This window comes from Cupriavidus sp. KB_39, assembly GCF_052114485.1.
GTDB lineage: Bacteria > Pseudomonadota > Gammaproteobacteria > Burkholderiales > Burkholderiaceae > Cupriavidus.
In genome coordinates this window covers 21481-36456 of record NZ_JBFREV010000050.1, presented here as the reverse complement: position 1 = coordinate 36456, position 14976 = coordinate 21481, and the positions used below count along the sequence as shown (strand labels likewise).

Annotated in this window: 11 protein-coding genes; 3 read left to right on the top strand and 8 right to left on the bottom strand. The window is 56.7% G+C overall.

Annotation, left to right across the window (positions count from 1 at the left end):
* The 5 genes from AB4Z27_RS26085 to AB4Z27_RS26065 all read right to left on the bottom strand — a co-directional run.
* The coding region (locus tag AB4Z27_RS26085; protein WP_441645621.1) for a cation diffusion facilitator family transporter at positions 1-260 on the bottom strand (260 nt) is incomplete at its 3' end.
* Positions 257-685 carry a type II toxin-antitoxin system VapC family toxin gene (locus tag AB4Z27_RS26080; RefSeq protein WP_441645620.1) on the bottom strand — a complete coding sequence of 143 codons (429 nt, stop codon included), beginning with the start codon at positions 683-685 and terminating at the stop codon, positions 257-259. The genes AB4Z27_RS26085 and AB4Z27_RS26080, both read right to left, overlap by 4 nt.
* Entirely contained in the window at positions 682-936 is a 255-nt protein-coding gene (locus tag AB4Z27_RS26075; RefSeq protein WP_144202032.1) for a FitA-like ribbon-helix-helix domain-containing protein, read from the bottom strand. The genes AB4Z27_RS26080 and AB4Z27_RS26075 overlap by 4 nt, the downstream gene beginning before the upstream one ends.
* Before the next feature lie 513 nt (positions 937-1449).
* Positions 1450-2670 carry a hypothetical protein gene (locus AB4Z27_RS26070; protein WP_441645619.1) on the bottom strand — a complete coding sequence of 407 codons (1221 nt, stop codon included), beginning with the start codon at positions 2668-2670 and terminating at the stop codon, positions 1450-1452.
* Positions 2671-2680: 10 nt separating this feature from the next.
* Positions 2681-3259, bottom strand: coding sequence for an ImmA/IrrE family metallo-endopeptidase (locus AB4Z27_RS26065; RefSeq protein WP_441645618.1), 579 nt, complete (start codon positions 3257-3259; stop codon positions 2681-2683).
* 547 nt (positions 3260-3806) lie between these two features.
* Here AB4Z27_RS26065 and hsdR point away from each other — a divergent pair.
* The 3 genes from hsdR (at position 3807) to AB4Z27_RS26050 (ending at position 10216) form a co-directional block, all read left to right on the top strand.
* Complete coding sequence (gene hsdR / locus AB4Z27_RS26060) at positions 3807-7271, top strand: type I restriction-modification system endonuclease (protein WP_441645617.1); 3465 nt, start codon at positions 3807-3809, stop codon at positions 7269-7271.
* Positions 7272-7352: 81 nt separating this feature from the next.
* On the top strand, positions 7353-8810 hold the full coding sequence (locus AB4Z27_RS26055; RefSeq protein ID WP_441645616.1) for an N-6 DNA methylase: 1458 nt from the start codon (positions 7353-7355) through the stop codon (positions 8808-8810).
* A complete protein-coding gene (locus tag AB4Z27_RS26050; protein WP_441645615.1) occupies positions 8807-10216 on the top strand; it encodes a restriction endonuclease subunit S in 1410 nt (469 codons plus the stop codon). Before AB4Z27_RS26055 ends, AB4Z27_RS26050 begins: the two co-directional genes overlap by 4 nt.
* Here the strand turns inward: AB4Z27_RS26050 and AB4Z27_RS26045 are convergent.
* From AB4Z27_RS26045 to AB4Z27_RS26035, 3 genes are all read right to left on the bottom strand, one after another.
* Complete coding sequence (locus AB4Z27_RS26045) at positions 10174-10491, bottom strand: hypothetical protein (RefSeq protein ID WP_441645614.1); 318 nt, start codon at positions 10489-10491, stop codon at positions 10174-10176. The two genes, AB4Z27_RS26050 and AB4Z27_RS26045, sit on opposite strands and share 43 nt — an antisense overlap.
* 365 nt (positions 10492-10856) lie before the next feature.
* Entirely contained in the window at positions 10857-11453 is a 597-nt protein-coding gene (locus tag AB4Z27_RS26040; RefSeq protein ID WP_441645613.1) for a hypothetical protein, read from the bottom strand.
* A gap of 586 nt (positions 11454-12039) precedes the next feature.
* On the bottom strand, positions 12040-14931 hold the full coding sequence (locus tag AB4Z27_RS26035) for a TIR domain-containing protein (protein ID WP_441645612.1): 2892 nt from the start codon (positions 14929-14931) through the stop codon (positions 12040-12042).
* Between the last annotated feature and the right edge of the window lie 45 nt (positions 14932-14976).

Here is a 14976-nt window from a genome sequence, read left to right as displayed (position 1 = left end):
TGCCCGTACGGGTGATCGGTATCCGGATCCTTGCTGCCGTGATGCCCGGCGAACAACACGAGGAAATCCGAAACCAGATCGGAAAGGGAGTGAATGGCGTCCGCCACCAGCGCCTGGGAACCCGCCACCACGCCGATAAACCCCTGCGCGATGGTCAGGACCACATTGACCGCCACGCTGACGAGGGTGCTACGCCGGCCGGCCTGGGCGCGGGCGGCGGGGTCGGTGCGATCGGGTGAGTCCTTGCCGAAAGTGTTCACGGGATTGAAGAGTGGTTCCAGGGATTGATGACGGTCAGGCCGGCGACCTCGAACGGCGCGGTGTCCCGTGTGGCGACAATGTAGCCCCGGGAGGCGGCGATCGCACCAATATAGCCATCGGGCGTGGGGAATCCCTTCCCCGCCAGCCGGGCCTTCACGGCCAGTTCGGCATAGTGCCGGGCGGCGCCGGCATCGAACATCAACACGCGATCACCGAACAGCGCGAGCAAGCCATCGAGGGTTTCGGACAAACCGTGCTTGCGGCGCCCTTCCGGCAACGCGCCAATGCCGAACAGCAGTTCGGCCAGCGTGACACTGGACAGGTACAGCGTTTCCGCAACCTGTGCGTTCAGCCAAGCGCGCACGGCCGGATTGGGCTCCGGCTTCATCGCCTCGGAGACGACGTTGGTATCGAGGACGATCATTCGAACTTCATCGGCTCCGCCGGCGCTTTGTCACGCTGTGTGTCGAACACCGCGAAATCGTCGTTTGTCAGGCCAGCGCGCTGGCCCAGCGCGGCCAGGGCGTCACCCATCCGCACACGCTGCTCGGATTTCACCGCGCGTTCCAGGATCTCCCGCACCTCGGCCTCTGTGCTGCGGCCGTGCTCGGCAGCCCGCATGCGCAAGGCGCGATGCACCTCGTCTGGCACATTTCTGACGGTTAGCATGGGCATAGGCACTCCTTATAAACTGCATTCAATGCATGCAATTATAGGATGGTGACAGCATTGGGGCAAATCGGAGGGAAACGCCCGCCCAAAGCAAAACAACGCACCACATCTTTCGACGTAGTGCGTTGTTTCGTAAGGAAAATCCTGGTCCGAAGGACTACAAAACAAGCTCCTACAATGCCCGTAAGGTGGCTAATTTGAAGGGCAGCTTACTAAAAATGCCCCCAGAGTTGCCCCGAAGCCGCATCCCTTGATCAACCCATCGCTACGCAGCGGACACGGGTTCTGGCTCATGCCACCCCGGCCATTTGCGCCACTGAAGGGGATACACCGCAACCAGAACTTGCAGCCGGCAATGGCGTGGAGGTCGCAGCGATTCGAGGAATCACCGAGGCGGGCGCAAATGACGCAGTAGGCAAAACTCTCGGAAGCGCAACCGTTGGGGGCTCTGAGACTCGCCCTGAACAATGGTTATTGGCTTAGATGTTAAACCGCGATTCGCCCCTACAAGCAAACTCAGCCCGGTGGATGCAGGGTTTCTAGTGTTGGCATAACCTTGCCCAGCTGCGCTCCTAATTGTGCAACAGTAGCAGCGTCAGTTGAGTCATTTGTCACGCCCGCTGATTCATTGCTGGGATCCTCAGAAGCATCGGCGGCTACCGCCTCGTTCTTCCTACGCTGGTTCTCATTTTCCCAATACTTTGCGAGCTTGCGCATTTTTTCTAGATGGGCCTCCGGCACACGTCGGAAAAATTCATCCGTGTCCCCCACGATGAATGGACGCATGACATGCGTGTCCTTGTTCTTGTCCAGAAAACGCTCGCAAAAAGTCTTTACATCGCTTGCCGAGGTTGGGTGGCGATTCTCGATGGCATCTTCAATGTCCATCAATGGATCGGCATCCGCTGCGTTAAGCCAGAAGACGGGATATGGCGTTCCGTTCGTAACGCCTTTCAGCTCCTTGCGCCCTTCGTAATAGAACTCTAATTTCGGCACGGGAGGATTGACGGAGGTCAGATTCCCGCAGATATGTGCCAGGATCAGGGCCAAATCGGCAGCCAGCACAAATCGTCGTGGCGAAGACGCAGATGCGACCCTGAAGCCTGTGTCAATCGACGGTCCGATGAAGTCGCGAATGCCGCCCCCCGCGCTTCCTGAACACGTGAAAACATCGTGAAGCCTAGCGAGGTTCCCAAAGATGTAGTCGCCATCATCGCATGCCGGAAGGTTGACGGACGAATGATGATCAAGAATCACTTCGGCATTATTGATGGGAAATCCGGCGATCCACGCTGCACATTTCAGATCAAGACTGCTACTGTGTGTTTTGATCCGCTTTCGATACTCGCGAACTGTTTCGAGCCATGCCGAGATGCACACATAGGCCTGGCGATGATCGGATAGAACCTTCGTAAAGATGAGTTCGTCGCCGACGGCTTTCCATACTGACGGTCGCTCGCCGGGGGTCCACTCTAGCTGCTCCGCCGCGACTTTAGTTATTCCGTGCCAATGCTTCTCAAAAATACTGGAGATCTGTTCGTAAAACTCCAGTATTGGCGAGAGCCAGGGCTCTGACGGAAGGGGTTCGTCGACGTGAGCACCTTCTTTGTAGGCACTCTTGTTCTTATGGGACAGAATCTGTTTAAACTGCGTCGACCCTGCGATGTCAACGCTCAAAAACAGACGGAGCTTCGGCTCCAAAAAAGGAGGAAGCTCGCCAGAAATATAGGTAGGCATCCGCTAGAAATTAACCAAGGCCAAGGGACTTGGCACGGACAGTGGAGGCGGAGACGGATACTCCAAAAAACTCGGAGATTTGGCGGTGATCGCCACCATACTGCTCAAAAATCGAGCGAAAACGCGCCTCGGGCATCAAAAAAGATGCTGCGAACCAATTCGCTTCGATCTCCGCGCGATCGCCACCGTACCGAGCTGCACGAATCGGCCCTACCGCCGCGCCTTTGACTTTGGGCAGGCGATAGTGAAGGAAGTAATGGCCCAACTCGTGAGCAATGGTGAAGCGGTCCCTGGTCCGACTGGTATGGGCTGCGAGAGTGATCGAAAAGTCGCTCTCGTTCCGAATCTCGATTGATCCGGACTCGCTCGATTCGAGATCCCAAACATCTTGGTATGTGATCTCACCGCCGAGACGGTTGACCAGCTCCTCGAGATCGCTGTGGTTCTCGAAGCCGAGATTCTTTGCCACCGTCTCGGCCAACATGCTCACTGTTCTTTTCGAGAGATTGCAGGCAGTGGGCGACGAGTATTCAACGGGTGGCACCAGCTGAGACGGCACATTCGAAGCAAAAGCATTCGGTGCGTTCATATGAGCCCCATAGGGATATCTGTTTGCTTTAGCGCCGAAGTATATGACGGACTTGACAAGTTGGAAAGGCCACTAGCGTGACTTATAAGTCACAAAATTAACTCGGACACTGTTTTTTTATACAGTGCATTACTTAGTGTACGTTCGTGCGGCCCCATAGGCAAACCTCCCCGCCTCAATTGTTTCGGCAATGAGATGAAGTTCGACGGTATCGTGGCGGGGCCGCCAAGACCAGAGGATGAGGCGCTGACATGTCGCTGTTGTGGAGAGCCGGTGGGGCGAAGGAAGGCACTTACCATACTCGTCGTGCTAGTAGACCAATCGTCATTGCATTCCAACGGCGGCGAGATTTGTCTGAAACTGATTTCGAACGATCGCCAAATATTTTCAATAGTTATCCAACTTCGGCAGGGTTGGGCGTCGATATCGCGCGGGGCTGCTATGCTCGGGTACCGTCGCCGGTATACTGACACGACCTGAGCTTGCCAACTGCGGTGTCGGAACGCGGGTGCGGCAACATGAAACTAAGAATAATTTGGGTCAATCAATGCGTGAGCCGAGCAATTTCAGCTTTCTAGCCGAGCACTCAGCCCTGCTGGCCGATTTAGGCGCAACAGCCGAGCGTATATTCCCCTTTGACCCATCTAGCTGCGTAGTTAAGCTGCGCCTGCTTGCCGAGGCACTAGCACAAGAGATTGCTGCCCGGGTGGGTGTACCGCCACAGCAGACACAGAACGATCTACTGCGCGCCATTGATGGACGCTTCACCCTCGATTCGCAGGTCCGACAGCTTTTCCATCTCTTGCGTCGGACAGGTAACGTGGCGGCGCACGAGATTGAGCAGCGGATTGGGTACCGCGAGGGTATTGAGGCGCTAAAGGTCGCCCGCGAGATTGCCATCTGGTTCCATCGCACTTTTGGCAAGCAGACCGAATTCAAGCCAGGCCCGTTTGTTCTGCCCGATGACCCCAGCCGCAAACTACTCGACTTACAGCAACAGATATCTGATTTGAGCACGCAGCTTTCCGAGGCGCAGAGTGCGCAGGCTCAGCAGGCTGAGATGGCTCATCTACTCACGGATCGGGCCGAACAAGAGCGGCAGATGGCGCTGCGAGCGAAGGAAGAGAATGCCATTTACCAACAACTCGCCGAGGAAGCCAGCCAACGCTACGCGGCACTCAAAGCCCAATTCGACCAGCAGCTCACCGATTCAGGCCGCAAAGCAACTGCCGACGAGCTGACCAAGTTTGCGCGGCGCTCGACTGATGCAGCCCAAAAGGTGCTACTCGACGAGGCTGCGACTCGGCAAATCATTGACCTGCAGTTGGCTGATGCAGGTTGGCAGGCCGACACTGTGGAGCTGACCTTCAGCAAGGGGGCCAGGCCAGAGCGAGGCAAAAACAAGGCGATTGCCGAGTGGCCGACCCAAGGCAAACAGGCTGCCGACTATGTGCTCTTTGCCGGTCTTACACCGGTCGCCGTAGCCGAGGCGAAACGCCAGAACATTAACGTGCCGGGCAAGATCCCACAGGCCGAGCGCTATTCACGCGGCTTGCCACCGAGCGGGGATATGCAACCCGCATGGTCGCTGGCGGGACAGCCAGGCCCGTGGCCGGATGGGCAAGGTGGTGAATTTCACGTGCCTTTCGTTTATTCCAGCAATGGGCGCCCACTGGTGAAGCAACTGGCCGAGCAGAGCGGTACCTGGTTCCGGGATGTGCGTGCCCCCGCCAACCTGCCTCGCGCACTGCCGGGCTTCCACACCCCGGATGGACTCCTGGATCAGCTCTCGCGTAGCCGAGACGAGGCAGAGGCCATGCTCAAGCAGGAGGGCTTCGCCTATCTTGGGTTGCGCGATTACCAGGAGAAGGCCATTGCGGCGGTGGAGACGGCGCTAGAAGCCGGCCGTAGTACCTGCCTGCTGGCCATGGCCACAGGTACAGGCAAGACGCGCACCATCATTGGGCTGATGTATCGCTTCCTGAAGGCGGAGCGATTTCGGCGCATCCTGTTCCTGGTGGACCGCACGGCCCTGGGCTCGCAGGCCATGGATGCCTTCAACGAGGCTCCGCTTGAGCAGAATCACCCACTATCCAAGATCTACAACATCGCGGACCTCGGGGATATGGCCGCTGAAGCCGAGACCCGAATTCAGGTTGCAACCGTACAAGCTATGGTCAGGCGGGCCCTTCAAAGCGATACGCCGCTGCCAGTCGATGAGTTTGACTGCATCATCGTGGACGAGGCCCACCGTGGCTACACGCTTGATCAAGAGATGACTGAGGGCGAGCTCGCGGTGCGTGACCAGGCCCAATATCTCTCCAGCTATCGCCGTGTGCTCGACTACTTCGATGCAGTGAAGATCGGCCTTACCGCGACGCCGGCCAAGCACACCACGGAAATCTTCGGCAAGCCTGTCTATACATATTCCTACCGCGAAGCTGTGGCAGATGATTGGCTGATCGACCATGAGCCACCGATACGTTACGAAACCCTGCTCAGCAAGAACGGCATCAGGTTCGTCAAGGGCGAGGCCGTTAGCGCCATCAACATGGGTACGGGCGAGATCGAGACCGCTGAACTAGATGACGATCTCAGCTTCGAAGTTGAGAGTTTCAACAAGCGCGTCATTAACGAAGATTTCAACCGCGTCATCTGCGAGCAGTTGGCCCAGGAGTTGGATCCATTTGGCGAAGAGAAGACCATGATCTTCTGCGCGACGGATCTGCATGCGGACATGATCAAGCGCTTGCTCGATGACCGGTTCAAGGCCGTCTATGGCGACGCCTACAATGAGACAGCGGTGCGCAAGATCACCGGTGCGTCCGACAAGGTGGACACACTGATCCGCCTTTACAAGAACGAACGCTTTCCTAACATCGCCATTACGGTGGACCTTCTGACCACCGGGATTGATGTGCCAGCCATCTGCCACCTTGTGTTTTTGCGCCGCGTACGCTCGCGCATCCTCTATGAGCAGATGATCGGCCGCGCGACCCGTCGCTGCGACGAGATCGGCAAGACGGTCTTTAAGATCTACGACCCGGTGGACATCTACGCCGTATTGCAAGACGTGACCACCATGAAACCGCTGGTCAAGGACCCGAACGTCACGATTGAGCAACTTATCGACGAGTTGAATAATCCTGCCAGCTTCGAAACTCCTGGCAGTCAGCAAGGTCACAGCCACGCACATGACGTGCTGGATACGCTGAACCAGAAGCTGATGCGCATACTACGCCGTGCGAAGCATGACGCAGCGAAGAAGCCAAAGTTGCAGGAGCGGCTAGATGAGTTGGAGCAGCAGTGGGGCGTAGCACCTGATCAACTCCATACGTACTTGCACAAGCTCGGCCCGAAAGGAGCCGCTGACTTCGTGTGCAACAACACCCGCCTTCTGCTCCAACTGACCGAGGTCAAGGAGCTGATGGGTACGCAGTACATGCCCATTCTTTCCCAGCATAAGGACGAGTTTGTCGCCCGTGAGCAAAGCTATGGCACCTACAGCCGGCCGGAAGATTACCTGGATAGCTTCGGGCATTTCATCCGAAATCAGCTCAACCAGTCCGCCGCACTCGCAGTAGTGGTGCAGCGTCCTAAGGATTTGACGCGTGAGCAGTTGAAGGAAGTGCGCTTGCTGCTCGATGCCCACGGCTACTCCGAGGCCAAGCTGCAAAGTGCCTGGCGTAATCAAACCAACCAAGAGATTGCGGCAAGCATTGTCGGCCACATCCGCCAAGCCGCGTTGGGCGAAGCTCTGCTACCCTTTGAGCAACGGGTGGCAGCAGCTCTGAAGCATATCTACAGCCTCACCGCCTGGACGCCAGTGCAGCGTAGATGGCTGGAGCGTCTGGCCAAACAGCTAACCCATGAAGTGGTGATCGACCCGGCGTTCGTGAACCGCGCCTTTTCCGGTGATGGCGGTGCCAAGCAACTCAACAAGCTCTTGGGTGGCGAGCTGGATCATGTGCTGGTGGAGTTGGCTCAGTCACTGTGGTCCCAGGCCGCCTAACCCGCGAGGTGCTCGGCGTCGCGCCCTAACATCACCTAAAATCACCAGTTAAACCCCAAGAAGTCACGGAATCTCTTTGGTATGAGTAGTAACGATATTGTCCAGAAACTTTGGAACCTGTGCGACGTCCTCCGCGACGATGGCATCGGCTACAACGACTACGTCACCGAACTGGTGCTGCTGCTTTTCATCAAGATGGAGCACGAGAACGCGGAGAGCGGCCTTCTAGCCAAGCACAAGTTGCCTGACTATGCGCGCTGGCCGGTACTGGCAAGCAAGAGCGGGCTGAATCTGCTCACCTATTACAAGAACATGCTGCTCCAGCTGAGCCAAAGCAGCGATCCGCTTATCGCAGCCATTTACGCAGACGCGCAGACCCGCCTGAAAGAGCCTCGCCATTTGGAGCAGCTCATCAAGAGCCTGGATGGCATTGACTGGTTCAGTGCAAAGCAAGATGGCCTAGGAGACCTGTATGAAGGTCTGCTGGAGAAGAACGCCAGCGAAACCAAGTCCGGCGCAGGCCAGTACTTTACGCCTCGGCCACTGATCGACAGCATCATTGCGCTCATCAAGCCACAGCCGGGTCAGACAGTACAAGACCCGGCGGCCGGCACCGCGGGGTTCCTTATTGCCGCCGACGCATATATCCGCGCCCACACCGACAACCTTTACGACCTGAGTGAAACGCAGCGCAGCTTCCAGCGCAACAAGGCTTTCCTCGGTATGGAGTTAGTATCCGGCACCCGGCGCCTCGCTTTGATGAATTGCTTGCTGCATGGCATGGAAGGAGATGATGAAGGCGTCGTCCATTTGGGAAATACACTGGGCAGTGCCGGCAGCGGCTTGCCGAAGAGCGACGTCATTCTCAGCAATCCTCCCTTTGGTACCGCCAAGGGAGGTGGTGGCCCCACGCGTGATGACCTTACTTTCGCCACCAGCAATAAGCAGCTTGCCTTTCTTCAGCACATTGTGCGGCATCTCAAGAGTGGTGGCCGGGCGGCAGTGGTCTTACCCGACAACGTGCTTTTCGAGAGCGGGGTGGGTACCGATGTTCGCCGAGACTTGATGGACAAGTGTAATCTGCACACCATCCTGCGGCTGCCTACCGGTATCTTCTACGCGCAAGGCGTGAAGACAAATGTTCTCTTCTTCAACAAAATCAGTCAGGCTGCCACAGGTAGTACCAAGCAAGTTTGGGTTTACGATCTCCGTGCAAATGCGCCTAAGTTTGGCAAGCGTACGCCGTTGACGCGGCAGCACTTCGCTGAGTTTGAGGCGGCATATGGCGAGGCAGCTGACGGTAGTAGCCCCCGCGTGGACCAAGGGAAGAACGGTCGCTTTCGTGCATTCAGCCGTGAATGGATCAAGGAGCGCGGCGACAGCCTGGATATTGCTTGGCTCAAGGATGAGAGCGCCGAGGATGCGGCAGACCTGCCGGAACCAGCCATTCTTGCACGTGAAGCGATGGGGGAGCTGGATAGAGCGCTGGAGGAATTGGAAGCAATCCTGGCAGAACTCGGTGAAGAGGTCTCCGCATGACGTTGCCGGTAGCTGGCTGGAGCCTCCAGAAGATTGGCGACTTGATCAATCTGAATCTCAAGAACTCTTGTGAAGATCAGACCACGGTCGGATTTGTACCTATGCCGTTGTTGGGTACTTCCTATCGAAGCTCGGTCGCTTTCGAGGAGAGGCGGTGGAGTGATGTGAAGAAGGGATACACTCATTTTGCAGACGGCGATGTATTGTTGGCCAAGATCACGCCATGCTTTGAGAATGGCAAAATCGGTATTCCAAGGGGGCTACCTAATGGAATCGGCGCTGGCAGTACGGAGTACTTTGTCTGCCGCCCCAAGCCTGAAGTGCTTGAACCACGGTATTTAGCTGGTTGGTTCATGACCGAGAGTTTCCTGCGTAATGGTGCAGTTGAAATGACGGGCTCGGTTGGACATAAGCGAGTCCCAAAGGAGTATCTGCTCAGTAATGAGATTCCCCTTGCGCCGCTACCCGAACAAAAGCGCATCGTCGACAAGCTCGACCTCCTGCTCGCACGCGTGGACGCCTGCCGCGACCGCGTGGGCCGCGTCGGCCCCTTGCTTAAACGTTTCCGCCACTCTGTCCTAGCTGCCGCTACCTCGGGAGGACTCACCGAGGATTGGCGGACGAAAATGAGCATGTCGGAGAACTGGAAGCTGGTTCGTCTTGCTGAACTGGGCGAATTAGGGCGTGGAAAATCCAAACATCGTCCTAGAAACGATCCATGCCTTTACGGTGGGCCATATCCATTTATACAAACAGGTGCGATAGCGCAGTCCAAAGGGCGTATCACTCAACACTCCCAAACTTACAGCGAGTTCGGTTTGACACAGAGCAAGCTCTGGCCGACAGGCACGGTTTGCATTACTATCGCGGCGAATATTGCGGATACGGCCATCCTGACATACCCAGCCTGTTTTCCGGACAGCGTGGTTGGGTTCGTTGCGGACCCAGCTAAGAGCTGCCCAGAATTTGTTAAGTGGTCGATCGATGTTATTAGCGATCACCTAGAATCTTTCGCCCCGGCAACCGCCCAGAAGAATATCAATCTTGCTATTCTGAATGACGTGGAGTTTCGATGTCCGCCAATAGAAGAACAAGCCGAAATCGTTCGCCGTGTCGATGTCCTGTTTGCATTCGCTGACCGTCTCGAAGCCCGTCTTTCTCAGGCTCAAACCGCTGTAGGCCGCCTGACGCCGGCACTGTTAGCCAAGGCTTTCCGTGGCGAACTGGTGCCGCAGGACCCGAACGATGAACCTGCCGCAGAACTGCTCAAGCGGCTGCAGGCTGCTCGTGCTGATGTGGCAAAAGGCAGCACCCCGATGCGCCGCGTGCGAGCGAAGGCGACGACTGTCGCAAAGGGAGGCAGTCAAGCGGACGAGGTATTGGAAGAAGGCGCAATGGAGGGGTAGTCATCCGTATCGCGGCGGAGCTCCGGGAAGCCAATGTAATGCTCCGCAAGCGCAAGATCCGCGGGTTCGCCCCGGAACCGGTAGCCAGCAGGCTTGAAGTAGCTGTAAATCGAGCGCTTCGGATTTTCGTGCCAGCCGATATTAAACGCACTGAGCTTCGGGAAGAACTGTAGTTCGCTATATGGGAGGTTGTTGTGGATCCAGAATGCGAGAGCACGCCAGTCCGCACCAACCTCGTAGCGGTTCGTGAACCACGGGATTAAGATGCAGGCCATGGCCCCATGGTGACCTGCCTGGTCACGCGCATTCCAGATATGGCGGCCAAGTTACTCACGTTCGAGCCACAGTTGTGGCCCTTTTCGTTCCCCAACGCGTTGACTGTAGGCGACCTGTACGCCGACCGTATGGCGATGCGTCCGAATGTGACCTGCAAGGGCTCTAGTAGCTCTTCGCAAAGCCACTTCCCATTCGCAACGGCGAGTTTTGGATTCTCAGGGAGGTTGGGGATCCCGTAGTAATTGCTGATCTCGCTGCAGGGGAATCCCGCATATAGAACGATCGGGATAGCCGAACGCGACCAACGTCTTCGAGGGCTTGAACTGACGCCGGAACTCGCATGCCCTCTCCTGGTCGCTACTGACTACAGATCGTCGATGATTTCGCGGGTGCCCCGAATGAGATCCGCTACATCCCTAAGCTCGAAGTCGTTCCATTGGGCGTGCAGGGCGGAGTTTCTGATGCCGGCATACGCGCGCCAGCGTTTAGCCTTCACCAGGGTCAGAACTCCCTTCTTCACCAGTTCGTCGATAATCGGGTCAACGTTGACTCCGGCTTGCTTGACCTGATGTTTTTCTGCCGTCTTGCGAATAGCATCCTCAAAAACTGCGCTAGCCAGCACCCCCGCTTCCATCTTCTTGCCCCGCTTTTGAAAATGCTCCGCATGATCAAGGAAATCATCAAATGCCGAGGCGATGAAATAGTACTCGGCGCGTCGAAGAAGTCCACCTTGCATCTCCTCGAGCAAGGATCTCAGCAACCCCACTGCCGAATCTAGCGTATTGGCTGGGACGCCGCTGCGTAGGCTATCTTCCTGCATAATCTTCGTGAACTGGTCGCCAAAATGCGAGTCTACTGGAGCGGTGATTCTGACAATATTCTGCACGGATGACAGCCATGCTCGGGCATCCGGCACATGTTTCACTGGTAGCCAATACTCTCGGCCATGACGTTCACTCATTGGGACGCGTCGCAGCAGATCCTCACCACGGCCAAGCAGTTCCTGACATCGTGCTAGCAATTCATCTGGTGTCATAGAGAATAGCGCTCAGCGCTTTAATTTATCCATTTGTTGGCGACGCAATCCGCTGTCCGCGATACCGGCTCGGTCATCATTCTATCTGCTTGGTAAGGTGGAGCGGCTGTGCCTCCCAGACATACCAATCCCCTTAAAGCATAACGCTGACTGTCCGAAAACGACTGCGGACTTCCGGCCTGGCTCCGTTAGGATCGCAGCCGCAAACGATTGCCAGCACTCGCGATAAAATATGATGGTGCTCATATTTGATCGCGACACCTTTCAGGCGTTGCTCGACTCTCCTACGACGAGAAACCCATCGTAATCTCTCTGATCAGCGCAGGCGGTAACGTCAATGCAGCCTCCGTGACCACCATGCACAGTGGCTTCGCTGCATGGTGCATGGATGATCGCGGCGAGTACGGTTGAGCTTCGAACGTTCTAATGCGGTCATGGGCCGAGTACCAGTGGAGCAGTGGCTTGCTCGGGCATGCGCCGGAGCCCCCGATACCGATCGAGCCTCTATGCGTCAACGTACGGTCGAAATGAAGCGCTTGAGTCGCCCATCGGGATAGCCATCGCTCAAGAACTTCCGCACGCTGGGCTTGAAGTCCTGCGCCACCGCGTAGAAGTCGCCGCTTGTTTTGGCCTTGGTATGCACAAAGTAGCCTTCGGCCACCAATCGAGCAAACCTGTCGGCGGATAGACCCTGCACCTTGTTCGAGAACTTGATGAACTCGGGCTTATTGTCTGTAAACCGGTCGCCGCGGAAGAACGAGTGCAGAAAGCGCCCGATCTCGGCGTGGATCATCGCCCTCTCGCCTTCCTTGTTCGCTTGAGTGACGGCGAAGGCCTCTTGCAAATCTCCGGGGCTACAAGTGCTGTCGATCATCGACGGCTGCAGTTCCGTGTTGACATAGGCTAGGTCCGCGCAGTTTTCGAAGGTCGAATACATAAACTTGGTGTTCCGAAACCGACTGGCCATCAAGTTGCGGTAACCCAGGAATCTCGACTGCGTGACGATAAGATTAGAGAAGTCCAGCGTCGGGAATGCGCCCTTGATCTGCAGGCCCGTGAGTGTGCGCGGCGCGCCATCACTTCCCTTCAATCCGAAGATCGACAGCAGCCTTTCTGTTGTTTCCTGGATGGGGAGGCTCTGGATGGAGAAGAAGAGCTGCAGCAGCCCCGCGATGGCGCGCTTGGCGTTCTCGATGTCGGCCTTGGTAATCTTGGGCGAAGGCTCAGCGATGGCTTGATCACGCAGCTTAGGAACGATAGCGGTAATTGCCCGCTCGACCTCGATGAGGTTCGTCTTGAAGAAGCGCTTGAGTTCCTGGGCTTCCTCGCTGTCTGGGTTGAGCCGCGACAGAGCGCGGATAGGACCTGCTTCCAAGCTAGTCCGCATCAGCGCGCGCAGCATAAGCAGCACCTCGAAGTACGAGCTCAGGAATGAGTAGCGCAATTCGATGTCGTCGCCCTTCTTCACGAGAAGGGGATTCAACTCCAGCTTCGAAGCAATGGCCTGAGCCCTGGCTTCATAGAGTATTTGCAGCCGCTCGACCATCTGCGCAATCGGCCAGCGCTTTCCAAAATCGATAACGAGATCCGAGATGAGTTCGACGACCTCCGTCTCCGAGATCTCCAGGCTGTGGCGCGTTTGCTCGCGCCGCAACATGGAATGAACGATGTGGTCAGTCAGGTCGTTGTTGGACGGGTACGGCGTGAGATCATCGGAGACCTCGAAGTCCTCGGTTTTCCCTTCACGCAACTCGTCCTCGACGACGGTGGTGCTGATATCGGCCAAGAACGGGATGATGCGCCCTTCCTCGTCGCGAATTCGAATCTTGGCGATCCGGGTCATCACCTTGTCGACGAGCACGGTGGCGGTCGGATAGACGGACAGTCGGCGGGTGACGTAACGCCGGCAGCTCTCCGTATCGAAACCCAAGAGTTCGTAGCGTTCCACCGCCAACGCTTCAAGGCCAGCGTCTTCGGCGATAACGTTGTTGCGTGTGGTCAGCAAGACGTTGGAACTGCCGAGCTGATCGTGCAGATGCTTGAGAGATTCTAGAAAGGCGTGGACATCAAAGCACTCCTGGAAGAGCGACGTCAGCTCGTCCAAGCCGTCGATGATGACGGTGAGATTGCCGCACACCACCGCGAGGTCGAAAGTCGATCGCTCGAAGAGCTTGCCGTGGCCCTGCAGTTTTGCATAGAGTTCGTAGATGTCATAGATCGACTCAATGCGCGACTGTGCCAGCCCGCGCTCGGCGACGTACTTCTTTATTGACTCTGCTTGGATGAGGATTACCGACGACCGTAGGTCTTCGCGGAAGTGCAACTTCTCGGCCACCGACAGGCAGAGGGAGGTCTTGCCCATGCCGCCTGGAGCCACTACAAGGTGCGCGGCGACCTTCGAAGGCTTTTGGAGCACGTCGACGATGTAGTCGACAGCGGAATCCGCGCGCACTAGTTCGCCAGCGTTGGTGTATGTGAGCGCTTGGTTGGTGTAGTTTTCAATCGGGCTGGGCGGATCGATGATTTTCAAGGAGGCATCGATACAGTAATCCCAGATGTACTCCTTGTAAGTACACTCATGCACCCTCGTGGTCAGGCCGGCCTCGGCAAACGAACGGGCGATGAGTTCTTGTTCCGGTCGAGGCACTCGGGGCCTCAGCACGGTGATGTCGCTGGGACGCAGATTGGCCGACAGCAGAGCTCGCGCCGCGTGTTGGGCACTGTGCCTGATCGTGCCGCTGGAGTGCAACGCCAGGAAGTAACCCAGAGCGGGAGACTTAGTTTCCCAGATCTCGTACTTCACGCGATTGGCGCCTGAGAAGTCAGTTCCTTGCGCACCGTTGACGATCGCCCGTCGATTGGGGTGGTTAACTTGGATGAGTTCTTCGACGCGTGTGAAGTCGTAAGCGCCCTCGGTGAATGCAGCCAGGGTTGTGCGCTTCTTGGGGCGCTCTGCGGTGGCCCGGCCTTGCAGCAAGGACAGCAGTTCCTCGAACCGCTTCGGGAACTGGGCGTCGCTGCTGAAATCCAGATGGAAGTGGCCTTCCAGATAGCGCGGGGTTGACTCAGCCTCACGGAGTACCTGAATGACATTGCTGCGCTTGTCGCGCAACAGGCCGTTCCAATGCAGGGCGCTTGCAAGGAACGTTTCTAGCCCCACGCCATTGTTGCGCTCGTCGGCCTTGGCTTTGTACTTGGCAGTGGTGATCACCACAACGTAGTCCGCGTCGTGAATGCCTGCTTCCATGAAGAAATTCTTGTCGACCAAGCTATCGAGATCGTAACCGTCCCAAGTAACTGTGATCTCTTCAATTTCTTCCAGAGAGTCAGCGAACTTTTTCACCCACGCTCGATGTTCAGGACTATCCCAGCTATAGGAAATGAAAACTTTTATGATTTCCATGCTCTTGTTGACCCCCGGTCCTTCTGGCGCGGCTGCTTCCTTACA

What these genes read in the sequence shown, in the direction of transcription:
- AB4Z27_RS26080 (WP_441645620.1), bottom strand. Translation starts at nt 685, where the DNA reads ATGATCGTCCTCGATACCAACGTCGTCTCCGAGGCGATGAAGCCGGAG.
- AB4Z27_RS26075 (WP_144202032.1), bottom strand. Translation starts at nt 936, where the DNA reads ATGCCCATGCTAACCGTCAGAAATGTGCCAGACGAGGTGCATCGCGCC.
- AB4Z27_RS26045 (WP_441645614.1), bottom strand. Translation starts at nt 10,491, where the DNA reads ATGGCCTGCATCTTAATCCCGTGGTTCACGAACCGCTACGAGGTTGGT.
- AB4Z27_RS26035 (WP_441645612.1), bottom strand. Translation starts at nt 14,931, where the DNA reads ATGGAAATCATAAAAGTTTTCATTTCCTATAGCTGGGATAGTCCTGAA.
- AB4Z27_RS26065 (WP_441645618.1), bottom strand. Translation starts at nt 3,259, where the DNA reads ATGAACGCACCGAATGCTTTTGCTTCGAATGTGCCGTCTCAGCTGGTG.
- AB4Z27_RS26050 (WP_441645615.1), top strand. Translation starts at nt 8,807, where the DNA reads ATGACGTTGCCGGTAGCTGGCTGGAGCCTCCAGAAGATTGGCGACTTG.
- AB4Z27_RS26055 (WP_441645616.1), top strand. Translation starts at nt 7,353, where the DNA reads ATGAGTAGTAACGATATTGTCCAGAAACTTTGGAACCTGTGCGACGTC.
- hsdR (WP_441645617.1), top strand. Translation starts at nt 3,807, where the DNA reads ATGCGTGAGCCGAGCAATTTCAGCTTTCTAGCCGAGCACTCAGCCCTG.
- AB4Z27_RS26070 (WP_441645619.1), bottom strand. Translation starts at nt 2,670, where the DNA reads ATGCCTACCTATATTTCTGGCGAGCTTCCTCCTTTTTTGGAGCCGAAG.
- AB4Z27_RS26040 (WP_441645613.1), bottom strand. Translation starts at nt 11,453, where the DNA reads ATGAGTGAACGTCATGGCCGAGAGTATTGGCTACCAGTGAAACATGTG.